The sequence below is a fragment of the Arthrobacter sp. UYEF36 genome (assembly GCF_040547025.1).
In the GTDB taxonomy this organism is placed as follows: Bacteria; Actinomycetota; Actinomycetes; order Actinomycetales; family Micrococcaceae; genus Arthrobacter.
Window position 1 is genome coordinate 42057 of record NZ_JBEPOX010000011.1, and the last position, 24702, is coordinate 66758.

27 protein-coding genes are annotated in these 24702 nt (G+C 67.7%); 4 read left to right on the forward strand and 23 right to left on the reverse strand.

Features of this window, described 5'->3' with window-relative positions:
- Nucleotides 1-107: 107 nt before the first annotated feature.
- From ABIB29_RS15680 to infC, 4 genes are all read right to left on the reverse strand, one after another.
- Nucleotides 108-1022, reverse strand: coding sequence for a TrmH family RNA methyltransferase (locus tag ABIB29_RS15680; RefSeq protein WP_354173733.1), 915 nt, complete (start codon nucleotides 1020-1022; stop codon nucleotides 108-110).
- A gap of 65 nt (nucleotides 1023-1087) precedes the next feature.
- Nucleotides 1088-1567, reverse strand: a complete 480-nt coding sequence (rplT, locus tag ABIB29_RS15685) for a 50S ribosomal protein L20 (RefSeq protein WP_354173734.1) — start codon at nucleotides 1565-1567, stop codon at nucleotides 1088-1090.
- Between the two features lie 119 nt (nucleotides 1568-1686).
- Nucleotides 1687-1881 (reverse strand): 50S ribosomal protein L35, encoded by a 195-nt coding sequence (rpmI, locus tag ABIB29_RS15690; protein ID WP_009358635.1) that lies wholly within the window; start codon nucleotides 1879-1881, stop codon nucleotides 1687-1689.
- 115 nt (nucleotides 1882-1996) lie between these two features.
- A complete protein-coding gene (gene infC / locus ABIB29_RS15695) occupies nucleotides 1997-3115 on the reverse strand; it encodes a translation initiation factor IF-3 (RefSeq protein ID WP_502915629.1) in 1119 nt (372 codons plus the stop codon).
- Nucleotides 3116-3573: 458 nt separating this feature from the next.
- On the opposite strand from infC, the gene ABIB29_RS15700 reads away from it, so the two are divergent.
- A complete protein-coding gene (locus tag ABIB29_RS15700) occupies nucleotides 3574-3960 on the forward strand; it encodes a DUF1844 domain-containing protein (RefSeq protein ID WP_354173736.1) in 387 nt (128 codons plus the stop codon).
- Nucleotides 3961-4097: 137 nt separating this feature from the next.
- Here the strand turns inward: ABIB29_RS15700 and ABIB29_RS15705 are convergent, their stop codons facing one another.
- From ABIB29_RS15705 to ABIB29_RS15740, 8 genes are all read right to left on the reverse strand, one after another.
- Complete coding sequence (locus ABIB29_RS15705; RefSeq protein ID WP_354173737.1) at nucleotides 4098-5432, reverse strand: MFS transporter; 1335 nt, start codon at nucleotides 5430-5432, stop codon at nucleotides 4098-4100.
- A gap of 60 nt (nucleotides 5433-5492) precedes the next feature.
- Complete coding sequence (locus ABIB29_RS15710; RefSeq protein ID WP_354173738.1) at nucleotides 5493-6392, reverse strand: SseB family protein; 900 nt, start codon at nucleotides 6390-6392, stop codon at nucleotides 5493-5495.
- A gap of 13 nt (nucleotides 6393-6405) precedes the next feature.
- Nucleotides 6406-7152, reverse strand: coding sequence for a bifunctional 1-(5-phosphoribosyl)-5-((5-phosphoribosylamino)methylideneamino)imidazole-4-carboxamide isomerase/phosphoribosylanthranilate isomerase PriA (priA, locus tag ABIB29_RS15715; RefSeq protein ID WP_354173739.1), 747 nt, complete (start codon nucleotides 7150-7152; stop codon nucleotides 6406-6408).
- A gap of 50 nt (nucleotides 7153-7202) precedes the next feature.
- Complete coding sequence (locus tag ABIB29_RS15720; RefSeq protein ID WP_354173740.1) at nucleotides 7203-7358, reverse strand: CG2302 family histidine operon protein; 156 nt, start codon at nucleotides 7356-7358, stop codon at nucleotides 7203-7205.
- A complete protein-coding gene (gene hisH, locus ABIB29_RS15725; RefSeq protein WP_354173741.1) occupies nucleotides 7359-8114 on the reverse strand; it encodes an imidazole glycerol phosphate synthase subunit HisH in 756 nt (251 codons plus the stop codon).
- Complete coding sequence (gene hisB / locus ABIB29_RS15730; RefSeq protein WP_354173742.1) at nucleotides 8111-8737, reverse strand: imidazoleglycerol-phosphate dehydratase HisB; 627 nt, start codon at nucleotides 8735-8737, stop codon at nucleotides 8111-8113. The genes hisH and hisB overlap by 4 nt, the downstream gene beginning before the upstream one ends.
- A 65-nt stretch (nucleotides 8738-8802) precedes the next feature.
- On the reverse strand, nucleotides 8803-9921 hold the full coding sequence (locus ABIB29_RS15735) for a histidinol-phosphate transaminase (RefSeq protein WP_354173743.1): 1119 nt from the start codon (nucleotides 9919-9921) through the stop codon (nucleotides 8803-8805).
- A gap of 56 nt (nucleotides 9922-9977) precedes the next feature.
- Nucleotides 9978-10466 carry a LysM peptidoglycan-binding domain-containing protein gene (locus tag ABIB29_RS15740; RefSeq protein ID WP_354173744.1) on the reverse strand — a complete coding sequence of 163 codons (489 nt, stop codon included), beginning with the start codon at nucleotides 10464-10466 and terminating at the stop codon, nucleotides 9978-9980.
- A gap of 359 nt (nucleotides 10467-10825) precedes the next feature.
- Here ABIB29_RS15740 and lexA point away from each other — a divergent pair, with 359 nt between their 5' ends.
- On the forward strand, nucleotides 10826-11578 hold the full coding sequence (lexA, locus tag ABIB29_RS15745; protein ID WP_354173745.1) for a transcriptional repressor LexA: 753 nt from the start codon (nucleotides 10826-10828) through the stop codon (nucleotides 11576-11578).
- Nucleotides 11579-11657: 79 nt separating this feature from the next.
- On the opposite strand, the gene ABIB29_RS15750 is transcribed toward lexA, so the two are convergent.
- Nucleotides 11658-13802 (reverse strand): ATP-dependent DNA helicase, encoded by a 2145-nt coding sequence (locus ABIB29_RS15750; protein ID WP_354173746.1) that lies wholly within the window; start codon nucleotides 13800-13802, stop codon nucleotides 11658-11660.
- Nucleotides 13795-15363, reverse strand: coding sequence for a GTPase HflX (hflX, locus tag ABIB29_RS15755; protein WP_354173747.1), 1569 nt, complete (start codon nucleotides 15361-15363; stop codon nucleotides 13795-13797). The genes ABIB29_RS15750 and hflX overlap by 8 nt, the downstream gene beginning before the upstream one ends.
- A gap of 464 nt (nucleotides 15364-15827) precedes the next feature.
- Between hflX and ABIB29_RS15760 the strand changes: the two genes are divergently transcribed.
- Nucleotides 15828-16442, forward strand: coding sequence for a class I SAM-dependent methyltransferase (locus ABIB29_RS15760; protein WP_354173748.1), 615 nt, complete (start codon nucleotides 15828-15830; stop codon nucleotides 16440-16442).
- Here ABIB29_RS15760 and dapF read toward each other — a convergent pair.
- The 6 genes from dapF to ABIB29_RS15790 all read right to left on the reverse strand — a co-directional run bounded on the left by dapF (nucleotide 16423) and on the right by ABIB29_RS15790 (nucleotide 22275).
- Nucleotides 16423-17379: a diaminopimelate epimerase gene (gene dapF, locus ABIB29_RS15765; protein ID WP_354173749.1), complete on the reverse strand. Its 957-nt coding sequence runs from the start codon at nucleotides 17377-17379 to the stop codon at nucleotides 16423-16425. The two genes, ABIB29_RS15760 and dapF, sit on opposite strands and share 20 nt — an antisense overlap.
- Before the next feature lie 73 nt (nucleotides 17380-17452).
- Nucleotides 17453-18379 (reverse strand): tRNA (adenosine(37)-N6)-dimethylallyltransferase MiaA, encoded by a 927-nt coding sequence (gene miaA, locus ABIB29_RS15770; protein ID WP_354173867.1) that lies wholly within the window; start codon nucleotides 18377-18379, stop codon nucleotides 17453-17455.
- Between the two features lie 61 nt (nucleotides 18380-18440).
- Complete coding sequence (miaB, locus tag ABIB29_RS15775; protein WP_354173750.1) at nucleotides 18441-20015, reverse strand: tRNA (N6-isopentenyl adenosine(37)-C2)-methylthiotransferase MiaB; 1575 nt, start codon at nucleotides 20013-20015, stop codon at nucleotides 18441-18443.
- Between the two features lie 39 nt (nucleotides 20016-20054).
- Nucleotides 20055-20540 carry a regulatory protein RecX gene (locus tag ABIB29_RS15780; protein ID WP_354173868.1) on the reverse strand — a complete coding sequence of 162 codons (486 nt, stop codon included), beginning with the start codon at nucleotides 20538-20540 and terminating at the stop codon, nucleotides 20055-20057.
- A 148-nt stretch (nucleotides 20541-20688) separates the two neighbouring features.
- The gene (gene recA, locus ABIB29_RS15785) at nucleotides 20689-21741 is read right to left on the reverse strand and encodes a recombinase RecA (protein WP_224049150.1); all 1053 of its coding nucleotides are present in this window, start codon (nucleotides 21739-21741) and stop codon (nucleotides 20689-20691) included.
- 315 nt (nucleotides 21742-22056) lie between these two features.
- Nucleotides 22057-22275, reverse strand: a complete 219-nt coding sequence (locus tag ABIB29_RS15790) for a DUF3046 domain-containing protein (RefSeq protein ID WP_354173751.1) — start codon at nucleotides 22273-22275, stop codon at nucleotides 22057-22059.
- Between the two features lie 44 nt (nucleotides 22276-22319).
- On the opposite strand from ABIB29_RS15790, the gene ABIB29_RS15795 reads away from it, so the two are divergent.
- Nucleotides 22320-22829 carry a MarR family winged helix-turn-helix transcriptional regulator gene (locus tag ABIB29_RS15795; protein ID WP_354173752.1) on the forward strand — a complete coding sequence of 170 codons (510 nt, stop codon included), beginning with the start codon at nucleotides 22320-22322 and terminating at the stop codon, nucleotides 22827-22829.
- Nucleotides 22830-22956: 127 nt separating this feature from the next.
- Here ABIB29_RS15795 and ABIB29_RS15800 read toward each other — a convergent pair whose 3' ends face one another.
- The 3 genes from ABIB29_RS15800 to pgsA form a co-directional block, all read right to left on the reverse strand.
- Nucleotides 22957-23409 (reverse strand): helix-turn-helix domain-containing protein, encoded by a 453-nt coding sequence (locus ABIB29_RS15800; protein ID WP_354173753.1) that lies wholly within the window; start codon nucleotides 23407-23409, stop codon nucleotides 22957-22959.
- Nucleotides 23410-23549: 140 nt separating this feature from the next.
- Nucleotides 23550-24062, reverse strand: a complete 513-nt coding sequence (locus ABIB29_RS15805; RefSeq protein WP_354173754.1) for a CinA family protein — start codon at nucleotides 24060-24062, stop codon at nucleotides 23550-23552.
- Nucleotides 24059-24700 carry a CDP-diacylglycerol--glycerol-3-phosphate 3-phosphatidyltransferase gene (gene pgsA / locus ABIB29_RS15810; RefSeq protein WP_354173755.1) on the reverse strand — a complete coding sequence of 214 codons (642 nt, stop codon included), beginning with the start codon at nucleotides 24698-24700 and terminating at the stop codon, nucleotides 24059-24061. The genes ABIB29_RS15805 and pgsA overlap by 4 nt, the downstream gene beginning before the upstream one ends.
- Between the last annotated feature and the right edge of the window lie 2 nt (nucleotides 24701-24702).

A 24702-nucleotide genomic window follows, 5' to 3' on the forward strand; every position in this document is an offset into this window, starting at 1 on the left:
CACAGGTACGACGGCGGGGGCCCACCTTTCGGTGGACCCCCGCCGTACTTTTTTGCCTCCTGCCGGTGTCCCTCCTGCCGGCCGGAGGAAGGAAAGCTGCAGGGAGCTCAGCCGGGCGGGTTTGTCGCGCCGTCCTGCTGTGCGCGGGCGCTGGCGTAGAGGCAGACCGTCGCCGCGGTGCCAAGGTTCAGGCTTTCGGCTGCCCCGTACACGGGCACGGCCACCCGGTGGTCCGCCAGGGCAAGTTCTTCCTCGGCGAGTCCCTGCGCCTCATTGCCGAAGAGCCATGCCGTCGGCTTCTCCAGCGCGTACTCGGACTCCCGGGGCGGTGCGCCGAGCCGGCGGGCGGCATTCTGGTCCTGCAGCTGGTCCAGGTCGAGGTGGCCCTGGCCGTCGGCGGCCAGCACTCCGATGCCGCGTTCCTTGCAACGGGCCACCAGTTCCTCGATTTCGGCGCCAAGCACCACGGGCAGGTGGAAAAGGGATCCGGCCGTCGACCGTACTGCCTTGGGGTTGTAGATGTCCACGCTGGACGCGGTCAGGACGACGGCGTCCGCGCCGGCTGCGTCCGCTGCCCGCAGCACGGTGCCGGCGTTGCCGGGGTCCCGGACCTGGCAGAGCACGGCGATCAGCCGCGGTCCGGCGTCGAGCACCTGCTCCAGGCTCACGTCCAGGAAGCCGCAGACCGCGAGAATGCCTTGCGGGTTGACGGTGTCCGCCATCGCGGCTAGCACTTCGTCGGTGGCGAGGTAAGCGGTGGTGCCCTCCGCGAGTGTCTCCAGATCCGGGTGCCGGTCCAGGCAGGTCTCGCTCGCGTAGACCTCATAGACGATGCCCGGCTCCCCGGCGGCAAGCCTCTTCTGGTGCAGGACAAGGGCTTCCCGGACCGCCTGCGGGCCCTCCGCCAGGAACTCGCGACGCTTTAAACGGGCCGGGCGCCCGGCAAGCTGTGCCACCTTCCTCACCCGATCAGCTCGGGGATTGGAAAGTGGAAAGTCTTGCGGGCGCCCGGTTTCGTTCATACAAGAACCTTAGTAGCTTTTCCAGCCGGTTCTTGAACGACGCAGTCCGTGAACTGCCTCAGGTACTACTCGGCAGCCTTGTCAGCGGCAGGCTTCTTGGCGGCCGGCTTCTTGGCGGGAGCCTTCTTGGCAGCCGGCTTCTTGACGGCCGGTGCAGCCTCAGCCTGAACGGCCGGAGCGGACGTGTCGGCGGGCAGCGAGTCTTTGGCGATCTTGACCAGCGCGGCGAAGGCGTTGGCGTCAGAGACGGCCAGCTCGGCCAGCATACGGCGGTCAACCTCGACCTCAGCGGCCTTGAGGCCCTGGATCAGACGGTTGTAGGTCAGGCCGTTGGCGCGGGAGGCAGCGTTGATGCGCTGGATCCACAGGCGACGGAAGTCGCCCTTCTTCTTCTTGCGGTCGCCGTAGCTGTACACAAACGAGTGCAGCAGCTGCTCTTTGGCCTTGCGGTACAGGCGTGAACGCTGTCCACGGTAGCCCTTTGCGCGCTCAAGGATAACCCGGCGCTTCTTGTGGGCGTTGACCGCCCTCTTCACACGTGCCACGTGCGTACTCCTTCAGAATTCTGATCCCAAGCGTCTACTGCCGGAACAACCGGCTGGCCTGAGAAGCCTTTTTGGTAGTTGACTGCTGCCAGGTGGCAAACAGTCAGAGAACTTGGAACTTAGATGCCGAGCATCTTCCGGATGACCTTGGCGTCACCCTTGAAGACGATCTTGTCGCCGGCGAGGCGGCGGGTCAGCCTGGAGGACTTGTGCTCGAGGTAGTGGCGGCGGTTGGCCTGCTGGCGGCGCAGCTTGCCGCTGCCGGTCAGCTTGAAGCGCTTCTTAGCACCACTGTGGGTCTTCATCTTCGGCATGGGAACCGATCTCCTTACGTATCCGCAGACAAGGCCTGCAGTCTTTCGTGCAGCCGCCCCTGCGGGCGGCGTGCTGGTTGCTTGCTGCCGGACATTGCTGTCCGGCAGCCCTGGACTAGTTGGTCTTCTTGGTGCCCGGCTTGGCGGCGGCCTTCGGGGCAGCCGGCCGTGCAGCAGGCTTCGGCGCCGCGGGGCGCGGGACCGGCTTCGGTGCAGCAACCGGCTTCGGTGCTGCCGCCGGAGCGGCCTTTTCAGCCTCGGGAACCTTGGCGGCTTCCGGCGCCTTGGCGGCGGCCTTAGGCGCTGCGGGCGCCTTGGCTACTGCCGGCCTTGCGGCGGCTTTCGGGGCCTCAGTCTTCGGGGCCTCAGTCTTCGGTGCCTCGCGCTTCGGGGCGGCCTTGGGGGCCTCCTGCTTCGGCGCTTCCTGGACGGGAGCATTCTCCGCCGGGGCTTCCTCGACCTTGGCCTCGGCGGCCGGGGCCTCCGCGGCTTCAGTCTTGTCGCCCTCGACCTTTTCGGCCGGGGCCTCGGCAACGGCCTCCGCAGCGGGAGCTTCCGCTACGGGCGTCTCCGTCTCGGTTACCTCGGCCTCGGGTGCCTCAGTCCGGACCTGGTAGCCCTCCGGAAGCAGATCGGCGAGCGACTGCGTCAGGGGGGCATCGCCGCCGGACGTGTCAACGCGGCCGCCACCGGAAGCCTTGGCTTCATTCTCGGCCTTGGCGTCCGCACGCTGCGTTGCACGGCGGGCCTCCGCCTTGGCTTCAGCCTTGTTCTTCAGGGGACCGACCACCATGACCATGTTGCGGCCATCGATCCGCGGGCTGGACTCCACGACGCCGACTTCGGCGACGTCGTCGGCAAAGCGCTGGAGCAGGCGGATGCCCATCTCGGGACGCTGCTGCTCACGGCCGCGGAACTGGATCATGGCCTTGACCTTGTCACCGGCGCCGAGGAAGCGGAGCGCGTGTCCGCGCTTCGTCTCGTAGTCGTGGGTGTCGATCTTCAGGCGGAAGCGGATTTCCTTCAGGACCGTGTTGGTCTGGTTCTTCCGGGCTTCGCGCGCCTTGACTGCGGCCTCGTACTTGTACTTGCCGAAGTCCATCAGCTTGCACACCGGAGGCTTGGCCTGCGGTGCAACTTCAACGAGATCAAGATCGGACTCGGCAGCCAAACGCAGGGCATCCTCAATACGGACAACGCCTACTTGCTCGCCTGCAGGGCCGACCAGCCGCACCTCGGGGACGCGGATACGCTCATTGATTCTTGGCTCGCTAATGTTAAAGCTCCTGTGTTCGTGAGGGGTATTCCACCGGCAAAAAGAGAAGGCCCCCAATTGCCGGAGCAATCGAAGGCCTCGAAGATCGGAACTGCCTGCCTCGTATGAGGCGGCATGCATTCTGCCAGGGCTGACGCCCGGGAAAAATGCCCGACCAGGTACCCGGCAACCTTACTTCTTGCGAAGCTTCCCGAAGGAGAGCGGTTGACGCGGGTGGGAGAGAACTCCGCTTGCAAACTGAAAGTCGATTCTACAGAACAAATGCCGTCCGGCGCACCTGCATGACGGGCATGTTGGTTGCGGACGGGTTCCGGCTGTCATACCGCTGCAGCATTACTGAAGGACAGTGATACTAAAGGAAAGCGATACTGCAGCGAAATAACGACAATCAGTCGGTCTGTGACAAGCTTACCAGCATGAGCACTTCAGACAGTAATTCACACGTTTACCAGCCCGCCAGCGCCGAGGGCGACGTCTCGCAGCAGATCCGTGACATCTCCGAGGTGCCCGCGATCGAGGTCATCACCACCGCCGCCGTGCACCTTATGAGCGCCGCCGCCGTGAAGCTCGGCCTGGCCGCCGATGAGAACGCCGAAGAGCTCAAGGACCTGGACGAGGCCCGCAAGCTGATCACGGCCCTGGCCGGCCTGGTCACCGCAGCCGCTCCCGAAATCGGCTCCCAGCACGCCGGACCGTTGCGCGACGGGCTGCGGTCCCTGCAGCTGGCGTTCCGCGAGGAATCCAGTATTCCGGACGCACCGGGCAAGGGCCCGGGCGAGAAGTACACCGGCCCGGTCAACTAAGCACGAACTATTTCCAGCAGCAACGCGGCGGCGGGCGGACCACATCGGTCCACCCGCCGTCGTCGTTAACGCCCCTGCAGTGCGGGCGCCACGCGGCATAGCGTCTTTTTTTCGGTGCTGGTGCGGGTGCTGGTGCGTCAGGCTGCGGCGAGGCGCCGCCGGCGGTGGTGCTGCAGCACGAGCCCCAGCAGGCACAGCGCGACGCCGCCCACCCCCACGGCCACGAATCCGGCCGAGGGACCGACGCCATCGATGAACACTCCGGCGAGGGGCGCGCCGAGCGCGACGCCGCCGGTGAGGGCAGAGCCGTACCAGCCCATCGCCTCGCCGCGGCGGCGCTCGTCGACAAGTTCGGCGACCTTCTCCGAGGCGGCCGACAGCACCGGGGCGCACAGCAGTCCCGGCAGGAGCGAGAGCAGGCTGAGGGTCCAGGTGTCCTGGGCGAAGGCCATCGGAATGGTCAGAGCGGACATCCCCAGCAGCAGCAGGATCGGCGAGATAGGCCGGTGCATGGCGCCGTAGATCACGCCGCCGACCACCGAGGCCCCGCACCAGAAGAGGAAGACCAGTCCGATCTCGGCCTGGTGGCCGCCGGTTTCGAGGGCGGCAACGATCCCGACGTCGGTGCCGCTAAGGACCATGCCGGCCCCGGCGGCGACGGCAAAGACGGCGGCCACGGCGGCCGTGAACCAGGCGAAGTTGTGGATGACCTTGTGCCGCAGCCCGGCCCGCTCGTGGCGTCTGTCCCCGGCGGCGGCCAGCGGGGCGAACTCGGCGGCGGCCTCCTGCAGGTGGGCCGGGGCAGCGGCGACGACGGCAGCCTCGGCGGCTTCCTGCTGGCTGGCCTCGAACTCGGTGTCGGACTCGGCGTCGGACGCAAGGCCAGGCTCCGTGCTGCGGGTCGGCGGGTTGAACCACATCAGGAAAAGCCCGGACACCGAGGTGGCGATGCCGATGACGGTCAGCCCCAGGACCGAGAGTCCGGCGGTCGCGACGAGGGCTCCCGCCGCCGGGCCGATCATAAAGACCAGTTCGGTGGAGATCGCGTCCAGGGCGAAGGCCGTCCGCCGCTGCTCCCCCGTGGCCAGGACGCCGAGGGACTGGCGGACAACGCTGAAGATCGGCAGAGTCAGCAGGCCGCCGACGAACACCAGCGGCAGCAGCAGCTCGTAGGAAACGTGCGGCACCACCGACCAGATGACAGCCTCGGAAATGACCGACGGAATGAGGGCACGCCGCAGGCCGACGGTGTCGACGCGCCGGCCGCGCCAGGGTGCGCCGACGGCAATGCCGATGGTCATCACGGCAGCCGCGGCTCCGGCAGCGGCGTAGCCCTGCCCGAGGGTGAGGACGATGTGCAGGGTCAGCAGGACCCCGGCCGCCGAGTGCGGTATGCGGGCGATCATCCCGACCAGCAGGAGCCGCCTGATCGGCCGAACGGCGAGCAGCTCCCGGTAAAGCGCGAAGTTCACGGACTACATCCTTCTGGTACCGCCTCCGGCAGCACCGGGATCTCCCCCGCCGGCCGTCAGCTACTCCGCTGCGCGCTGCAATTTGACCTCGATCGAATCAACCCGCTCAGCAAATACTTCATTCCGCGCCCAGGCACTGTTGAGCCCGGACACGATGGACTGGACGCCCGCGGCGTCGAGCCCGTCTTCAAGGTAGAGCAGCACGCGGAGTTCCGGGCCGGAGCCTCCGCCCGGCAACGGCGTCCCGTCGGCCGCACGCGAGGCAACTCCACCGCCTGGATGAATTTCAACACGGCGGACCGCGGGAAAGCCAACCGCGGCCGCGCCGAGGCTCCGGGCAAGCTCGGGATCAGCATACGACGGCGTCCAGTCCCGTTGCCGGGCCAGGGCCCACACGGCCGGCCGGCGCACCACGAAGGTCACGTGTGAGCCTGGGTCCAGCACGAGCAGCTCGGCGCCCTCAGCGACCGCGGAGAGTGCGGCGCGGGCGGCGTAGACGGCCACCGGGCGGGCCTGCGGGTGCCAGGCCGCCAGCGCAGCGGCGGAGGTGAAAACCGGCATTGCCGTCCGGCCGTCGGGGGCCTTGAGCGTCACGAGGGCCATGTCCGCCTGTTTGTCGGCATGCAGGCCGTGCGCGCCTTCACCTTCTTCGGCGAGCGTGGCGAGGATTGGCACAAAGACCCGCGCCGTGGCCAGCGCGGCCACCACCGCCGCCTCGTCGCCGTCGCCGGCCGCCAGGGCGGCCAGCGCCGTCAGGTAGCCGGCGTCGGCCGCGCCGTCATCGTCCTCGAAATTGTGGATCCTGGCGTCTTCGCCGGACAGGCTGCGCCCGGCCCAGGGCCGGCCCGCCGAGTCAGCCGCGCCACCCGCGCCGGCCAGGGCCGCCGCGATGTGCCCGGGCAGCGGGCGTGACGTGGCGGGAAGGTCAGCTGCGCGCTCGCCCGCGGGCCGGTGCTCCATGCTGCGGACTTACCTACCGCCGGCCGGCGACGTCGAGGGCCTCCGGCAGCGTGAAGTTTCCGTTGTAGAGGGCCTTGCCGACGATGGCGCCCTCGACGCCGAGCGGCACGAGGGAACGCAAGACCCTGAGGTCATCCAGGCTGGAGATTCCGCCGGAGGCGACCACCGGCTTGCCGGTCTTCTCCACCATCTGGCGCAGCAGTTCGACGTTGGGTCCCTGCAGGGTGCCGTCCTTGGTGACGTCGGTGACGACGTAGCGGGCGCAGCCTGCCTCTTCGAGGCGTCCCAGGACGTCCCAGAGGTCACCGCCCTCCTTGGTCCAGCCGCGGCCAGCCAGCGTGGTGCCGCGGACATCCAGCCCGACGGCGATCCTGTCGCCGAAGCGCTCAATCACCCGGGCAGTCCACTCCGGGTTTTCCAGTGCCGCGGTGCCGAGGTTCACGCGGGCGACGCCGAGCTCCAGGGCCTGCTCGAGCGACTCGTCGTCGCGCAGGCCCCCGGAGAGCTCCACCTTGATGTCGAGCCGGCCGACCACTTCGCGGAGCAGTTCGGCGTTGGAGCCCCGGCCGAAGGCGGCGTCGAGGTCGACGAGGTGGACCCACTCCGCCCCCTGCTGCTGCCAGTTCAGCGCGGCTTCCAGGGGGGTGCCGTAGCTCGTTTCGCTGCCGGCCTCGCCCTGGACGAGGCGGACCGCCTGGCCGTTGACGACGTCGACGGCGGGGAGCAGCTCCAGCACGGGCAGCGGGGTTTCGGTGGTCATCGTGGATCCTCAGTTTTCAGGGTCGGCAGGTGGTCGGGGCGCCGCGGGCGTCAGGCGGACAAGGTCAGGAGGTAGGCGGCGAGCAGCGCCATCCCGGCCAGGACGTAGAACACGGCCTGGACCCAGCGCGGGCTCTTTTGCTGGCGGAAGGACAGCGCTCCGCCGACCAGCAGGCCGGCGAGCCCCATCAGCACGATCGACCACATCTAGGCGGTCCCGGCTTCCGGGGCGGGGGCCGCCGCGGTCCCTGAACGGTCCCGCAGGCCTTCCACCCAGTTGCGCAGCAGGCGTCCACCGGCGTCGCCGGACTTCTCCGGGTGGAACTGCGTGGCGCACAGCGGGCCGTTTTCCACGGCCGCGATGAAGGGGGCACCATGCTCCGACCAGGTGACAAGCGGCGCCGTCATCCGCGGCTGGATAACATCGAAGTCCCACTGCTGGACCCCGTAGGAGTGCACGAAGTAGAAACGCTCGTTTTCGACCCCGGCAAAGAGCTTGGAGCCGGCCGGCACGGACACGGTGTTCCAGCCCATGTGCGGCACGACGTCGGCCGGAAGGAGTTCGACCTTTCCGGGCCACTCCCCCATGCCTTCGGCTTCGGTGCCGTGCTCGACGCCGGCTTCGAAGAGTACCTGGAGGCCCACGCAGATGGCCAGCACGGGGCGTCCGCCGGCGACGCGGCGGCCGATCATGCGGATGGCATCAACGGCTTTGAGCTCACGCATCACCGTTTCGAACGCCCCGACGCCGGGGACCACGAGCCCGTCGGCGTTGAGCACATCCTCCGGCTTGGAACTGAGGATCACCTCGGCGCCGGCGCGTTCGAGGGCGCGCACGGCGGACCGGACGTTGCCGGAACCATAATCGAGGACCGTGACGGTGGGCTTGCCCTCGGCCGACACCGGCTTCCTGCCGGCGTCGGGGTTGATGATGGCGCCGTCCTTCAGCACCTTGCCGGTCACAGCGCGCCCTTGGTCGACGGGATGCCCTCGACCCGGGGATCCGGTTCGATGGCGGCGCGCAGGGCGCGGGCGAAGGCCTTGAACTGGGCCTCGACGATGTGGTGCGGATCCCGGCCCGCTGTGACGTTCATGTGCAGGCAGATTCCGGCGTGCAGGGTGATCGCCTCGAAGACGTGGCGGGTCAGGGACCCGGTGAAGTGTCCGCCGATCAGGTGGTACTCCTGGCCGGCAGGCTCGCCACCGTGCACGAGGTAGGGGCGGCCGGAGACGTCGACGACAGCCTGCGCGAGGGCCTCGTCGAGGGGCACCGTGGCTTCCCCGAAGCGGCGGATCCCGGCTTTGTTCCCCAGCGCGGTGCGCAGGACTTCGCCGAAGGTGATGGCAACGTCCTCGACCGTGTGGTGGACATCAATGTGCGTATCGCCGGTGGCCTTGACCGTCATATCGATCAGGGAGTGCTTGCTCAGCGCCGTCAACATGTGGTCGTAGAACGGAACCGAGGTGCTGATATCAGAGACCCCGGTGCCGTCCAGGTTGATCTCGACCAGCACGGATGACTCGCTGGTGGTCCGCTCCATGCGTGCGGTCCGGCCCTCGGCAGCGGTTGATCCGGTGTTGCTCATGTGGGTGTCCTTTGGATGACGACGGTGCCCGGCGAACAGGGCAGGGTGGATGTCCTGGGTTAAGTCTAGGCTGGCTGCACTGCGCGGCCGGCCAGGATCCGCTCGAGCGCTTCGAGGAAGGCTGTGGTTTCCGTCTCAGTCCCGGCGGTGACGCGCAGGTGCCCGGGAATGCCAACATCGCGGATCAGCACACCGGCGTCAAGCAGGCCCTGCCAGACCTCGTGCGGGTTGTCCAGACCGCCGAAGAAGACGTAGTTCGAGTCGGAGGCGGCCGGCTTGAGGCCCATCCGCTGCAGTTCGGACACGATCCTGTCCCGCTGGCGCTTGATGTCCTCGACGTCGGCCATCAGTGCGACCCGGTGGTGCAGGGCGGCCAGGGCTGCCGCCTGGGTGATGGCCGAAAGGTGGTACGGGAGCCGGACCAGGCGCAGGGCGTCCGTCACCTCGGGCGCCGCCGCCATGTAGCCAACACGGGCGCCGGCAAGGGCGAAGGCCTTGCTCATGGTGCGCGAGACGATCAGCCGTTCCCGGCCGGGCAGCAGCGTGAGCGCGCTCGGCGTGCCGTCGTGGGCGAACTCGTGGTACGCCTCGTCGACAATCACGATGGTCTGGCTGGCTTCGCCGGCCTCATAGACGGCCTCCACGACGTCCAGGCCAAGCCCGGTGCCGGTGGGGTTGTTCGGGGAACACAGGAAGACGATGTTCGGCTGGAGTTCGCGGACCTGGCGGGCGGCCGATTCGGCGCTGAGTCCGTAGTCATCGGCGCGGGCCCCGACGATGTAGCCGGTGTCGGTACCGGAGGCCAGCAGCGGGTACATGGAATACGTGGGAGGGAAGCCGAGGGCGGTGCGCCCCGGGCCGCCGAAGGCCTGGAGGATCTGCTGGAGAACCTCGTTGGAACCATTTGCGGCCCAGATGTTGTCCGCGCCCAGTCCGTGGCCGAGGTATTCCGCGAGGGCTTCGCGCAGTTCCGTGAATTCGCGGTCCGGATAGCGGTTCAAGCCGGCTGCGGCAATCGTAACGGCCTCGGAAATCGCGGCCCGCACGTCGGCCGGGACACCATGGGTGTTTTCGTTGACGTTGAGCAGGATGGGGACGTCCAGCTGCGGCGCGCCGTACGGCGTCAGGCCGCGCAGGTTGGTCCGGAGGGGAAGTCGGTTCAGGCGCTCTAGCTGGTCAGTCACTGCACCAGTTTAAGTGAGATCGCGGCGGGCCCTGAAACTGTGACGGATCCGGGGTGTTACTTGGACGGAATAAAGAGTGCCTGGCCCGGCACGACACGGGCGGCATCCAGGTTGTTCAGCTGGATGATATCGGTGACGACGTCACGGGGGTCGCGCTCCGGCGCCACGGTCTCGGCGATGGCCCAGAGTGACTCACCGGGCTGCACCGTCACGGTGACGGTGGGAGTCAACGACAGGCCGGCAGCGGACTCTGCCGCCTTGGCCGGGGCGTTAAGGAAACCGCTGAAGGACAGAATGAGCGCAGCCAGCAGAATCAGCGGCACCCCGATGAAGACAAAGCGCCCCCGCCGGGTGAGCCGCAGCGGCGCCTGCTTGACCCGCGGCCCGCGGCCTGCACTGTTCCCGCCGGCCGGGACGTGCCGGGCGATGGAGCCCCGCTGGCCAAACCCGCCCTGCTGGCCGGCGGACGCACCGCCGTCGGGGCGGCCGTAGTTGCCGAATGCGTCGCGGCCGAAAGTGTCGTGAAACGCGCTTGATGCTGACATGAACTGAGCCCTCCTGGACCATACTGTGCCGCCCGGCGTACTCCACGTACTTGCCGCCAACCGGCCTAACCTTCGAACAAAGAACCGAACGTCATGCTGTGTCCGAACAGTGATCCATCCTCAAACTGCGAATGAATAGAACACATATTCGAATCCTGCATGTTCTGTTTTAGCACTTACCAACGAACAATGTCGAGACTCGCTAGAACAAATGTTTGAAAAAGCTGTGTGGCTGGCCTACGTTTGAGCTACAGAACAACCACTTCTGCAGTTGATCAGCAGGGTCTGACATTTCAGGCCGGCAGTTCCCGGCAGCCGCAGCCACGGCGGCCGGGCCGAACGGAAAGGCGTTGGCGAACATGGCAGCACCAGCCACTGGCGGCAGGGCCACCCAGCAACGGAGCCCGCAGGCGGCCCGGCCACCCAAGAGCCTCACCGTCCGGCAAAAGAAGATCCTGGAAACCATCCAGCGCTCCGTCACGGACAACGGCTATCCGCCCTCCATGCGCGAGATTGGTGACACCGTTGGCCTGGCCAGCCTCTCCAGCGTCACCCACCAGCTCTCGCAACTGGAGAAACTTGGCTACCTGCGGCGTGACCCCAAGCGCCCCCGGGCCATGGAAGTGCTGATGCCGCTGACCCTCGACGAGGGAACCACGAAGATTTCAGGGGTGGAGAAGTCCGGCGGACTGCGCACGGTCGGCGGATTGTCGGTGTCAGAGCTGGCCAGCGCCACCGACACCGCCATGGTGCCGCTGGTGGGCCGCATTGCCGCAGGCGGGCCGATCCTGGCCGACCAGGTCGTCGAGGACGTGATGCCCTTGCCGCGCCAGCTGGTGGGCCACGGCGAACTCTTTATGCTTAAAGTCGCGGGGGATTCGATGATCGACGCCGCCATCTGCGACGGTGACTGGGTGGTGGTGCGCCGGCAGGGCGACGCCATCAACGGTGACATCGTCGCCGCGCTGCTGGACGACGAGGCGACGGTCAAGACGTTCCGCCAGCGCGACGGCCACACTTGGCTGCTGCCGCAGAACACCCAGTACGAGCCCATCCTCGGCGATCACGCCGTCATCATGGGCAAAGTCGTCTCGGTGCTGCGCTCCCTCTAGGACCGCCCAGGACCGGCACGTCAAGAGCAGCGAAAAGGGCCCCTTCGGCATTGGACGGGGCCCCTCGCGTTCCTGCGGACTACGTGGCGGGCTGCCCGGATTCCTTTGCGAGCCGTGCCAGGGCTGCGTAGGCGATCGCGGGGTCGGTGGTCGGCCAGAACGGCGGCAGGGCGGCGCGGAGGAATCCCCCGTAGCGCTCGGTGGAGAGCCGCGAGTCCAGCACGGCCACCACTCCCCTGTCCGTCGTCGTACGGATCAGCCGGCCGGCACCCTGGGCCAGGCGGATGGCGGCGTGGGTGGCGGAAACGCTCATAAACCCGTTGCCGCCGGCCTGGGCCACCGCACGGGACCGTGCTGTCATCAGCGGATCGTCGGGCCGCGGGAACGGTATCCGGTCGATCACCACGAGGCGGCAGGAGGTTCCTGGCACGTCGACACCCTGCCACAGCGACATGGTGCCAAAGAGGCAGGTGTCGGGTTCGTCGGCGAACTGTTTCACCAGCGCGGTCATGGTCGAATCCCCCTGGCAGAGGATGCTCATGTCCAGCCGCGGGCGCAGGGCTTCAGCGGCCTCCTCGGCGGCGCGCCGGGAGGAGAACAGGCACAGGGCCCCGCCGCCGGAGGCCCGGATCAGCTTCTCGAGCTCGTCGAGGGCCTCCGGGGACATGCCGCGGCCGGGTTTGGGCAGGTGCTTGGCAACGTAGAGGATGCCCTGTTTCGGGTATTCGAAGGGCGAGCCGACGTCGACCCCGGTCCAGCTCGGGGCTCCCGGTCCGACCAGGCCCAGGCCGCCGGCGGCGGGTTCGAAGGCGGATCCGATCGCCAGCGTCGCCGAGGTCAGGATGACGGTGTGGTCCGCGAACAGGCCCTCGCGGAGCCGTCCGGCGACGCTGAGCGGGGCGATGTTGATCAGGGCCGGAGCGGACTCGTCCGGCTGGGAGTAGCCCTGCTGCGGGTCGAAGGTGCTGTTGCGGGAAAACCAGACCACTTCGCGGTTTTCGCGGGCGGCGAGCAGCCGTTCGCAGAGCTCCAGGATCACCATGAGTCGGGAGCGCGCGAGCTGGCGGCCGCCGTCGGCCGTGGTGGCGCTGTCCCCCTTGGAGTCCGAGAGCGCCGCGCGGCAGGCGTCCCGCAGCTGGTCCACGCAGTCGAGTTGTTCGCTGTTGAGGCCGTTGGGCATCAGTCCGCTGGGGACCCCTTCAATGGCAAGTTCGAGGTTGGAGGCGGCATTGTTCAGTGCGTCCACGGTGATGCCGGTGTGCTTCCGGGCTCCGGACGCGGCCGCGTGCACCATCGCGACGGAGAGCTGGCCGGACACGGCACCCGTCACCCGGTCCTGGAGTTCGTGGGCTTCGTCCACCACCACCACGTCGTATTCGGGCAGGACCGCCAGGCCCTCGAAGGCGCTGACGGCCAACATGGCGTGGTTGGTGACGACGACGTCGGCATCTGCGGCGTTCTGGCGGGCCAGTTCGCTGAAGCATTCGGCCGCCAGGGGGCACTTCTGCGCGCCGAGGCACTCCATGGAGGTGACGGACACCTGCCGCCAGGCGCGGTCCGTGACGCCGGGCAGGAGTTCGTCCCGGTCCCCCGTCGCGGTGTCCTCGGCCCATTCGCGCAGCCGGACGACTTCCTTGCCGAGCTGGGACGACGGGCCGCCCATCCCCGCGGCGAAATGCGGCACCGAGGTGTCCTCGCCGAGCGAGAAGAGCTGGCCTTCGGAGGGCTCTTCGGAGGGGAAACCGCCCTCGAGCTTGTGGCGGCACACGTAGTTGGAGCGGCCCTTGACGAGGGCGACCTTGACGGGCCGGTCCAGCGCCGGGGTGATGGTCTTGAGCAGCCGGGGCAGGTCGCGGCCGACGATCTGGGTCTGCAGGGCGAGGGTGGCGGTGGAGACCAGGGTGGGTTTGTCGCTGACGAGCGAATGGGCGATCAGCGGGATCAGGTACGCGAGGGACTTGCCCGTTCCGGTGCCGGCCTGGACCAGCAGGTGGTCGCCGCTGTCGATCGCGTGCGCCACCTGCCGGGCCATCTCGTGCTGGCCGTCGCGGCTCTGGCCGCCCATGCCGGACACGGCACGGTCGAGCAGTTCGATGACGAACTCCCCGCCCGCCCCGCCGCCGGTTCCTGCCGAAGGTGTTCCGGCGGCTTCGGTCCCCGCGGGGTCCGCCCCCGCCTCGCCGCCCGGGCCTGTGTCCGTCCCGGTCACCGCTGCCTTAGTCATTGCTGATGAACGAATCCAGTTCAGCGGCGAATCCTTCGCGCACCATCACGACGGCGCGGGTGCCCGCTTCCTCGTGGTCGAGGCTGAGGATCTCGGCGTCGGTCTCGTGCAGCTTGGAGAGCAGGTCCCCGCGGTTGTACGGGATCATGAGTTCCAGCTTCACGCTGGGCCGCGGGATGCCTTCGCTGATCGCTTTGAGCAGTTCCGGGATGCCTTCGCCCGTGCGTGCCGACACCACCACGTGGCGCGGTTCGCGCTGCTTGAGCCGTTCGATCACGAAGGGATCGGCGGCGTCGGCCTTGTTCAGGACGATGATTTCCGGCACCTTGCGGGCATCGACTTCGCTGAAGACTTTGCGGACCGCGGCGATCTGTCCCTCCGGATCCGGGTGGGAGACATCCACGACGTGCAGGATCAGGTCCGCGTCGGCGACTTCCTCCAGGGTGGAGCGGAAAGCCTCCACGAGCTGGGTGGGCAGCGACCGGACGAAGCCCACGGTATCGGCCAGGGTGTAGCCCAGCCCGTCCGAGGTCTCGGCCTTGCGGACCGTCGGGTCCAGCGTGGCGAACAGGGCGTTCTCCACCAGCACACCGGCGTCGGTCAGCCGGTTCAGCAGCGAGGACTTGCCGGCGTTGGTGTACCCGGCGATCGCTACGGACGGCACGGAATTCCGGCGGCGGTTGGCGCGCTTGGTCTCCCGGGCCGGCTTCATCGCGGCGATTTCACGCCGCAGTTTGGCCATCCGGGTGCGGATCCGGCGGCGGTCCAGCTCGATCTTGGTTTCACCGGGACCTCGCGAACCCATGCCGGCGCCGGCACCGCCCACCTGGCCACCGGCCTGGCGGGACATCGAGTCACCCCAGCCGCGCAGGCGCGGGAGCAGGTATTCGAGCTGGGCCAGTTCCACCTGGGCCTTGCCCTCGCGGCTTTTGGCGTGCTGCGCAAAAATGTCCAGAATCAGGGCCGTGCGGTCGATGACCTTGACCTTGACGATGTCTTCCAGGCTGCGGCGCTGGGACGGTGCCAGTTCGGCGTCGACGACGACGGTGTCTGCGCCGGTGGACATCACAATGTCCTTGAGTTCCTGGGCCTTGCCGGAGCCGAGGAAGGTTCCGGGGTCGGGCTTGGCGCGGCGCTGCACAATCCCGTCGAGGACCTCCGAGCCGGCCGTCTCGGCGAGAGCGGCGAGTTCGCGGAGCGAGTTCTCGGCGTCGGCCAGGGTGCCTTCGGTCCAGAGGCCGGCCAGCACGACCCGCTCGAGCCGCAGCTGCCGGTATTCGACTTCGGTGACGTCTTCGAGTTCCGTGGACAGACCGGCGGTACGGCGCAGCGCGTGCCGTTCCTCGAGGTCCTGCTGGTCACCGTCGTAGTTGCTGTGCTCCTCGTCCTGCCGGGAGATCGCCTGCGCCTTGCCGAGCACCGAGGTGGGCTCGCCGGCAGCCGGGGCCGCCTTCCGGGCAGGGGTGTCCTTGGAAAGGATCCGGTCGATGACAGCCTGGATTTCCGCAGGACTCATGTCCTGGGCTGCTGAATCGGGTCCGGTGTTGGGCTGACTGGTCATGGTCTCCTTTAGAGGTTCGGCAGTTTCAGAATAGTGCCGATCGGTGCTGTCTGGGGCGGTATTCGCGCTGGGCTGACGACTATTCGTCAAAGCGGCCTCCTGGAATGCCCGCGGCAGCGGTGCCGGGGCAAGGGTGGGCTCCGCGAGGGAGCGGTGAGAAGGGGGGAATGGAACCGGCGTGGTGTGGCCTTGAGAAGGGAGGTCTGTCCGCTTGGCCGGGCTCCATGAGCACCGCCAAACTCCAAGTGGATCGGGCGCCAGCGGCTGGGTCCTTTTCAGGTTCATCGCGGGGTGGCGCACTGAGCGGAAGGTTACTACCTGCGTCGCTGCGGGGGCGGGATTTAACCCGTGCCGGCTACTTGGAGTTCAGGAACATGTCTTTAAGACTAGCAGACCCTCCGGTTGCCCCCGTCCGCCCGCCGCGGTTTCGCCTACGGGCCGGGCGCCAACTAATCTGGGCAGTTATGGAGTCTGCACACTATTTCAGCGCCCAGCCGGCCGGGCCCTTCACCCGCAAGCCACTGACCGTGGAGCTTGCCGGTGAGACCCGGCACCTGCAGACGTCCTCGGGCATCTTCAGCCCGGACGGGATCGACAAGGGCACGGCCGTGCTGCTGGCCGAGGCACCCGCCCCGGCCCCGCAGGGAACGCTGCTGGACATCGGCTGCGGCTGGGGTCCGATCGCCCTGACCCTGGCCCTGCGGGCACCGCACGCCCGGGTCTACGCCGTGGACGTCAACGAACGGTGCGTGAGCCTGACCAACGAAAATGCCGCACTGCTGGGACTGGGCAATGTCACGGCCAGCACACCCGACGCCGTCGACCCCGGGCTCCGCTTCGACACGATCTGGTCCAACCCGCCCATCCGGATCGGCAAGGACGAACTCCATGCGCTGCTGCTGCTGTGGCTGCCGCGGCTGGCGCCCGGCGGCTCCGCGTGGCTGGTGGTGCAGAAGAACCTGGGATCCGATTCCCTGCAGCGCTGGCTGGCGGCCGAGCTGGACAGCAGCTTCACGGTGACGCGCGAGAGCACCTCGAAGTCGTTCCGCATCCTTCGGGTCAGGAAAGCGTCCCAGTAGCGACGATCACCGCGGGGCCGCTGAGCTCGACGTGCTCGTGGCCCTCCGCGCCGAGGAAGAACTTCACCCCGACGACGCCGCCAGGGACGTGGACGTTCCACACGTCCGGGGCACTCTGGCCGGCCCAGTGGCGGATCGCGACGGCGGCTGCGCAGGCCCCGGTGCCGCAGGACTGGGTTTCCCCCACGCCCCGTTCATGAACGCGCATGGTGATGGTTCCGACGCCGTCGTGGACCAGCGGCTCGGAGGGGACGACGAACTCGACATTGGTGCCGTGGGGCGGCGTCGGGTCGACGTGGGGTGCGGTAAACAGCTGCGTGGCTTCCAGTTCGGCCAGTTCGGCCAGCGCCACGACGGTGTGCGGGTTTCCCATGCTGACGGACAGGGCCGGCCGTGCGACCTCGAGTCCCGTGGCGCTGACCAGCGAATCCATGGCCCGTGCGGTGGCCTCGCCCGGGAAGATGAACTCCCAGGGACCCATGTCGACGGCGTAGCCGGCGGCGGTGCGTACGATCGTTTTGGCGCCGCCCCGGGTGCCGATGGTCAGCGATTCGCCGGCGGGCAGCTCGACCAGGCCCTCGGTGATCAGGAAGTGCACAAAGACACGGACGCCGTTGCCGCACATCTCGGAAAGTGAGCCGTCGCCGTTGCGGTAGTCCATGAACCACTCGGCGTCCGGATTCAGCGTCAGCAGCTCCTGGCCCTCGGCGAGCAGCCGGGACGGGACGGCACGGATCAGTCCGTCGCCGCCGATTCCGCGGTGCCGGTCACAGAGCGCTGCGACCTGCTCCGGTGTCACTGCCAGGGTGCCGTTGGGGTCGGCCAGGAGCACAAAGTCGTTGCCCGTGCCGTGGCCCTTGGAAAATTTGAGACCGGTCAGGGCTGCAGTGTCACCGGTGGAGTTGCGATCAGCGGCCACGGCCAGGGTTTCGTCCATGCTCCAAGGTTACCGTTCCGGCTCGGGCCGCCAGCAAACCGGCCTGGCAAACCACGCGCCTGACGCGGGACGTTCAGCCGGGGACGGTGCGGGCTGCGGCCTTGGCCACGAGGTCCGGGTCCTGCCAGTCGAGCCAATGGATCCGGGGGTCGGCCCGGAACCAGGTCAGCTGGCGGCGGGCGAACTGCCGGGTCGCGACGATGGTTGCCTCCGCAGCCTGGGCTGCGTCGGATTCCCCGTCGAGGACCCTGAGGAACTGGGCATAGCCGAGGGCCCGCGGTGCCGTCCGGCCTAGCCGGAGTCCGGCGGCGTCGAGCGTCCGGACTTCTTCGAGCAGCCCGCTTTCGACCATGGTGTGGACCCGGCGGGCGAGCCGTTCCCGGAGCTGGCCGCGGTCCACGTCGAGCCCGATCTGCACCGCGGGCTGGACGTACTCGCGGGTGGGCATAAAAGAGCTGAAGGGTCTTCCGGTCAGCTCGAACACCTCGAGGGCGCGGATGATCCGGCGCGCATCGCCAAGCCGGCCGGCGGAGACCGGGTCCACGACTTCCAGCCGCGCCCGCAGCGGCGCCGCTCCACCAGCTTCCAGCTCCGCCTCGAGCCGGCGCCGGATGGCCGGATCCGTGCCCGGGAATTCCAGCACGTCCAGGGCGGCGCGGACGTAGAGCCCGGAGCCTCCGGCCAGGATGGCGCGTTTGCCGCGGGCGTGGATGTCGGCAATAACCGCACGGGCCTGCTGCTGGAACTCCGAGACGCTCGCTTCCTCGGTCACGTCCAGGATGTCCAGGAGGTGGTGCGGCACTCCCCTGCGCTCGGCCACGGTGATCTTGGCGGTGCCGATGTCCATGCCGCGGTAGAACTGCATGGAGTCAGCGTTGATGACCTCGCCGTCAAGCTCCAGTGCCAGCGAGACGGCGAGATCGGACTTGCCGGAGCCGGTCGGCCCGACGACTGCGATCACCGGCGGCGTATCCGTAGTCCGGACCGCACCGGCCTGGATTGCACCGGCCTCCGTGGCCTGCGCTTTGCCCGCGGGGGCGTCCTGCCGATCGGCCACGGCCTTAGCGGCCGCGGACGGGAAGGGCGGGCATGCCCAGGGACACGCCCGTGGTGCCGGTGCCGGATGCCGGAACGGGCGCGCCGCAGGAGTCCGCCTGGGACCTGTCCCAGGCGTCGCCCGCCCGGGAGCGGCGAAGGCTGTAGTCCTCGGCTGACGCCGGGTCGGCCACGAGGTGGAACGCCGCGGCCTCGGTAATTCTCACGGTGACGAGGTCGCCGGGGCGGGGCGTCTCGGCGCCGGCCGGCACGGAGAAGTGGACCAGGCGCTGGTCCTGGGACCGCCCGGAGAGCCGGTGGGTTTCCCCGGCTTTGCGCCCGGACTGGGCCGTGACCATGACCTCTACACGCCGGCCGAGCTGGCGGGCGTTCTCCTCGGCGGCGATCCTGTCCTGCAGGGCGGTGAGGCGTTCGAAGCGTTCCTGCACCACTGCCTTGGGGAGCTGGTCCGGGAGCCCGGCGGCGGGAGTGCCCGGCCGTTTGGAGTACTGGAAAGTGAAGGCGGTGGCGAAGCGGGACTTCTCCACGACGTCGAGCGTGGCCTGGAAGTCCTCCTCGGTTTCACCGGGGAACCCGACGATGATGTCCGTCGAGATGGCGGCGTGCGGGATCTTCTCGCGGACCTTGTCCAGGATGCCCAGGAACTTGGTCGAACGGTACGAGCGCTTCATGTCCTTGAGGACCTTGTCCGAGCCTGACTGCAGGGGCATGTGCAGCTGCGGCATGACGTTGGGGGTCTCGGCCATGGCGTCGATGACGTCGTCGGTGAAGGCGGCGGGGTGCGGGCTCGTGAACCGGACGCGTTCCAGGCCGGCGATGTCACCGCAGGCGCGGAGCAATTTGGAGAAGGCCTGCCGGTCGCCGAATTCAACGCCGTACGAGTTCACGTTTTGGCCCAGCAGGGTTACTTCGATCGCGCCGTCGGCGACGAGGGCCTCGATCTCGGCCAGAATGTCGCCGGGGCGGCGGTCCTTTTCCTTGCCGCGCAGGGCCGGGACGATGCAGAAGGTGCAGGTGTTGTTGCAGCCGACGGAGATCGACACCCAGCCGGAATAGACCGAGTCACGCTTGGTCGGCAGGGTGGAGGGGAAGACGTCGAGGGACTCCAGGATTTCGAGCTGCGCCTCGTTGTTGTGGCGGGCGCGTTCCAGCAGGGCCGGCAGTGCGCCGACGTTGTGGGTGCCGAAGACGGCGTCCACCCAGGGTGCCTTCCTCAGGATGGTGTCGCGGTCCTTCTGCGCCAGGCAGCCGCCGACGGCGATCTGCATTCCAGGGTTGGCGGCCTTGACCGGGGCCAGGATGCCCAGGTTGCCATAGAGCTTGTTGTCTGCGTTTTCCCGCACCGCACAGGTGTTGAAGACCACGACGTCGGCCAGTTCCCCGGCGGCGGGGACGTAGCCGGCGGCTTCGAGCATCCCGGACATGCGCTCTGAGTCGTGCACGTTCATCTGGCAGCCGAAAGTCCGCACCTGGTAGGTGCGGGGCTGCGGGGTGGAGGGCTGCGCCTCCGCGCCAGGGGAAGCCGAGGCGTCCGTGGAAGGGGTGGTGCCGGCTGCTGGGGAGGGAATGGTCAAACTCACCTGTTAAGGGTACCGGGTCGGCACGCTGCCGGAGCGTCCTCAGAAATCAGCGTCGGGCCCTGCATCCGAACCGGTCACGGCTTCGTCGAGGACGTCGCCCACGATCCGGAAGGCCTGGGCTGGCTGGTACCCCTTGCGGGCGAGCATGGAAGCGAGCCGGCGCGTGGTTTTGTCCCGCTCGGCGCGGTCCTCGAAACCGGTCACGCCCCGGAGCTTCCGCTGGACCAGTTCGCGGGCCGCGGCTTCCTCGTCCTCGTCGCTGAGCTGTTCCAGGGCGAGCGACGCGGTGTCCGTGTCGATGCCCTTTTCGGTAAGCTCCCGCCGGAGGGCGCCTTTGGCGAGTTTGCGGCTCTGCGAACGGGACCGCACCCACATCTCGGCGAAGTCGGCGTCGTCAATAAGCTTCACTTCCTCGAAGCGGTCCAACACAGCCTCGGCGACGTCGTCCGGGACGTTGCGCTCGGCCAGTTTGCGGGCGAGCTGCAGCCGGCTCTTGGGCGAGTTCGTCAGTTGCCGAAGGACAATGGCACGCGCAACAGCCGCGGGGTCCGCGTCAGGGTCCGGCCCGGCGGAAGAACCCGTGCGGCGTGTCCCGTCCCCGGCCAGGGCGCCGCCGGCAAAGCCGGGGGCAGGAGTCCCGGGTGGGAATCCTGCCCCTTTGCGCCGTCGGCCGTTAGAAGCCGTCAACGGCCTTCAGCTTCGGTGATGCTTCGGTCTCAGCGGGGGCCTTCACGCCGACGCCGAGCTTTTCCTTGATGAGCCGTTCCAGCTCGGCAGCCAGTTCCGGGTTGTCGCGCAGGAACCGGCGGGAGTTCTCCATGCCCTGGCCCAGCTGGTCGCCGTCGTAGGTGAACCAGGAGCCCGACTTCTTGATCAGGCCGTGCTCGACACCCATGTCGATGATGCCGCCCTCGCGGGAGATACCCTGGCCGTAGATGATGTCGAATTCGGCGATCTTAAAGGGCGGGGCCATCTTGTTCTTGACGATTTTCGCCTTGGTGCGGTTGCCGACGGAGTCCGCGCCCTCCTTGAGGGTCTGGATCCGGCGGACGTCGATGCGGATCGAGGCGTAGAACTTCAGGGCCTTACCACCGGTGGTGGTTTCCGGGGAGCCGAAGAAGACGCCGATCTTTTCGCGCAACTGGTTGATGAAGATGGCCGTGGTCTTGGTCTGGCTCAGGCGGCCGGTGATCTTACGCAGCGCCTGGCTCATCAGGCGGGCCTGCAGGCCCACGTGGCTGTCGCCCATGTCGCCTTCGATTTCCGCGCGGGGAACGAGGGCTGCCACGGAGTCGATGACGATGACGTCAAGGGAGCCCGAGCCGATCAGCATGTCCATGATTTCCAGGGCCTGCTCGCCGGTGTCCGGCTGGGAGACCAGGAGGGCGTCCGTGTCGACGCCCAGCTTGGCGGCGTATTCGGGATCGAGGGCGTGCTCGGCGTCGATGAAGGCTGCGATGCCTCCGAGGCGCTGGGCGTTGGCGACCGCATGCAGCGCCACCGTGGTTTTACCGGAGGATTCCGGACCATAGATTTCCACGACCCGGCCGCGCGGCAGCCCGCCAATTCCCAGGGCGACATCCAGTGCGATGGACCCGGTCGGAATGACCTCGATGGGCGCGCGGACTTCGTCACCAAGGCGCATGACCGAGCCTTTGCCGAACTGCTTGTCAATCTGGGCCAGCGCTGCATCAAGCGCTTTCTGGCGATCCGGGGCTGCGGCCATGGTTCACACCTCTAATACTTTCTCGCTGTGGAGTGGCCGTTCCGGCCCTGTGTCGTGTTCGTGATCAGTGTTGGTGATCGGTGTTCGTGATCAGTCGTTGTGATCAGGAATCCTGATCGGTTCTTCGGTCATTACTGAAGCTACTGGCACCCACCGACAGAGTTGCCTGCTTGCCCCGCGTATGTGGAAAAAGCTCTAAAAAAAGCATAGTCCTACCCGAACAGATATTCGAACAATGAGTGCGGCGTGTCAGGTGCGGTCTGCCGGCACTGTCCCGGAACGGCGCCTGCCGGAGCCGCTTCCGGAGCTCGGGGATCAGCGGGGTTTGACGTCGCGGCCCAGCCGCCGTTCGGGCGGAACATCCTGGACCTCGCACAGCGCGAGCCACACCTGCCGGGGTGGTATCCCGGCGCCTAAGGCCTGCTCCGCGGTCCGGCCGCCTACTCCCGCCAGGACCAGGGAGCTGCTGAGGACCCGCGAGTACCCTGCCCCGAATTCGTCGTCCATTAGGCGCCAAAAGTCACTGATTCGCACCCTTCGAGTCTCTCACGGTACGGGAGGACTCTAGAATGGTTGCCATGAGCAACCCCGCCGAAGGCCCTGGGATCACCGGCGGCCCTGACGATTCGACCGGAACGGCACTGACCGCCGTCGAGCACCAGCTGAGTCTGCTCTGGCGGCGCGCCCGTTCCATCTCACACCACCTCTCCCGCCAGGTTCACCCGGACCTGGAACCGGCGGCGTACGGTCTGCTGTCGGTCATCCGCAAGCAGGGCGCCATGCGGCTGACCGAGCTGGCCTCCAGCATCGGGGTCGGGAAGCCCTCGGTCAGCCGGCAGATCGCTTTCCTGGAACGCCTCGGCCTGGTCTCCAAGGAAGCTGACCCGCTCGACGGCCGCGCGCAGATCATCCGTCTGACGCCCACGGGCGAAGAGCGGATGCACGAGGTGCAGGACGCGCGGCGCGAGGTGTTCCGCGAGCGGCTTGGCGAGTGGCCGCTGGAGGAACTGCAGACCCTGTCCAGCTACATCGCCAAACTCAACGCCACCTATGAGCGTGACGGCTTCCCGCGGGACGAACCCCAATAGACCGGCCGTCCGCCCCCGGACGGCCACTCTAGAGCCGCCGGGCAGGCAGCCGCCGGGCAGGCAGACAGCGCACGCAAAAGACCCCGGCACACCGCCGGGGTCTTTTGTCGAGTGGTGGGTGTCGGGGCTAGCGTGCCCCGGACAGGAGGCCCTTGGCCAATTCCTCGTTGAGGTCGGAGTTGAGCTCACGGTCCAGGTCACGGCCGTAGCGCTGGGCAAAATCCTGCGGGACAGTGTCCGGAACCGCAACTCCCTCGGCGACGGCGACGCGGTCGCTGACCTCGCGGAGCATGCTGGAGAGCGGAACATCGAGGGCCGAGCAGATCGAGGAGAGCAGCTCCGAGGAGGCTTCCTTCTGGCCGCGTTCCACTTCACTCAGGTAGCCCAGTGAAACGCGGGCACTGTGCGAGACTTCGCGGAGGGTACGGCCTTGGCGTTGGCGGACATCGCGCAGTACATCACCGATTTCGTGACGAAGTACAACCATCTTGCGCTCCTTCTGTTCGCTCTTAGCCTGATCGGCGAGGCCCACATCCTTCCAGCGGACAACGCCGTTAACGGATACGGGCTGCTTTACCATCTGTATCGCCTTGCTCCCTCTTTGTGTCGAGCCCGCTGGTCAAAGCGGACACTGATGATGCTTTCATCCTAGGCGCCTCCCTTATTCGGAAGCGACACAATGTAACAACTATTGGGAATCAAGTTTTGTTCCCGGCAACTTTACGCCCGGTAGCTTGCGGAGGCCAAGGCCTCCAGCAGGCGTTCCAGCGCCGCGGCGCAGGCCTGGCCGCGGATGTCCGGCCGGTTGCCCTCGAAGCTGTACCCGAACGACGTCGAGCCCTCCGCGGTGGCGACGCCGATATAGACGGAGCCCACGTCCTTGCCGCCGTGCGGTTCGGGACCGGCGACGCCGGTCGTGGAGACGCCGATGTCGGAGCCGCAGACCCTGCGGGCGCCCTCGGCCATGGCCTCGGCGACCTGGCCATCGACGGCTCCGACGGTGTCCAGCAGTTCCCGGGGCACTCCGAGCACTTCGGCCTTGACCGAGTTCTGGTAGGACACGACACCGCCCTGGAGCATCCCGGACGCGCCGGGATGCTCTGCCAGCACGGCCGCGACCATGCCGGCGGTGAGGGATTCGGCCGTGGCGACGGTCAGGCCGCGGCCGATCGCCCCGGTGACAGCCTCTTGTGCCAGGTGATGCAGGTTGATCGTGCGGTGGGGATTGGTCATGGCTTGCCCTCCTGGAGTTTTTGTTGCTGCGCCCGGATGCCGCTGGCGCGCAGCTTGAGGGCCTCGATGACGTATTCGCCGCCGGTCCAGACCGTGATGGCCAGGGCTACCATCATGACCGCGAAAGCCACGACGCCGAGCCACGGCGCCATCGAAGCCAGCGGGAGGATGTACAGGAAGATGGCCACGGTCTGGATGACGGTCTTGAGTTTCCCGCCGCGCGAGGCCGGGATCACCCCGTAGCGGATGACGAAGAAGCGCAGAGCGGTGACGCCCCACTCACGGACGAGGATCAGGATGGTGACCCACCACGGCAGCTCCCCCAGCAGCGAGAGCATCACCAGGGCGGAGCCGATCAGCAGTTTGTCCGCGATCGGGTCCGCGATCTTGCCGAAGTCGGTGATCAGGCCGCGGCTGCGGGCGATGTCGCCGTCGAGCTTGTCCGTGTAGATCGCGACGGCGAAGGTGGCCGCGGCAATCCAGCGCCAGACGCCGTTCTGGGCGACCAGCCCCGGTGCGTCAAGCAGGAGGAACCAGACGAAGAACGGCACCATCACAATCCGCAGCATCGTCAGGATGTTGGGCAGGTTCCAGATCCGGGACGCGGATCCGGGGCTGTTTGCTTCGGCGCTAGTCACCT

Excerpts from the sequence above, each read along its gene's own strand:
- hisB (WP_354173742.1), bottom strand. The coding sequence starts at position 8,737 with ATGAGCAACACCGGATCAACCGCTGCCGAGGGCCGGACCGCACGCATG.
- ABIB29_RS15700 (WP_354173736.1), top strand. The coding sequence starts at position 3,574 with ATGAGCACTTCAGACAGTAATTCACACGTTTACCAGCCCGCCAGCGCC.
- ABIB29_RS15750 (WP_354173746.1), bottom strand. The coding sequence starts at position 13,802 with ATGACTAAGGCAGCGGTGACCGGGACGGACACAGGCCCGGGCGGCGAG.
- rpmI (WP_009358635.1), bottom strand. The coding sequence starts at position 1,881 with ATGCCGAAGATGAAGACCCACAGTGGTGCTAAGAAGCGCTTCAAGCTG.
- ABIB29_RS15800 (WP_354173753.1), bottom strand. The coding sequence starts at position 23,409 with ATGGTAAAGCAGCCCGTATCCGTTAACGGCGTTGTCCGCTGGAAGGAT.
- ABIB29_RS15795 (WP_354173752.1), top strand. The coding sequence starts at position 22,320 with ATGAGCAACCCCGCCGAAGGCCCTGGGATCACCGGCGGCCCTGACGAT.
- priA (WP_354173739.1), bottom strand. The coding sequence starts at position 7,152 with ATGACCACCGAAACCCCGCTGCCCGTGCTGGAGCTGCTCCCCGCCGTC.
- dapF (WP_354173749.1), bottom strand. The coding sequence starts at position 17,379 with ATGGACGAAACCCTGGCCGTGGCCGCTGATCGCAACTCCACCGGTGAC.
- recA (WP_224049150.1), bottom strand. The coding sequence starts at position 21,741 with ATGGCCGCAGCCCCGGATCGCCAGAAAGCGCTTGATGCAGCGCTGGCC.
- ABIB29_RS15760 (WP_354173748.1), top strand. The coding sequence starts at position 15,828 with ATGGAGTCTGCACACTATTTCAGCGCCCAGCCGGCCGGGCCCTTCACC.
- ABIB29_RS15720 (WP_354173740.1), bottom strand. The coding sequence starts at position 7,358 with ATGTGGTCGATCGTGCTGATGGGGCTCGCCGGCCTGCTGGTCGGCGGA.
- ABIB29_RS15740 (WP_354173744.1), bottom strand. The coding sequence starts at position 10,466 with ATGTCAGCATCAAGCGCGTTTCACGACACTTTCGGCCGCGACGCATTC.
- ABIB29_RS15680 (WP_354173733.1), bottom strand. The coding sequence starts at position 1,022 with ATGAACGAAACCGGGCGCCCGCAAGACTTTCCACTTTCCAATCCCCGA.
- ABIB29_RS15805 (WP_354173754.1), bottom strand. The coding sequence starts at position 24,062 with ATGACCAATCCCCACCGCACGATCAACCTGCATCACCTGGCACAAGAG.
- ABIB29_RS15710 (WP_354173738.1), bottom strand. The coding sequence starts at position 6,392 with ATGGAGCACCGGCCCGCGGGCGAGCGCGCAGCTGACCTTCCCGCCACG.
- lexA (WP_354173745.1), top strand. The coding sequence starts at position 10,826 with ATGGCAGCACCAGCCACTGGCGGCAGGGCCACCCAGCAACGGAGCCCG.
- hflX (WP_354173747.1), bottom strand. The coding sequence starts at position 15,363 with ATGACCAGTCAGCCCAACACCGGACCCGATTCAGCAGCCCAGGACATG.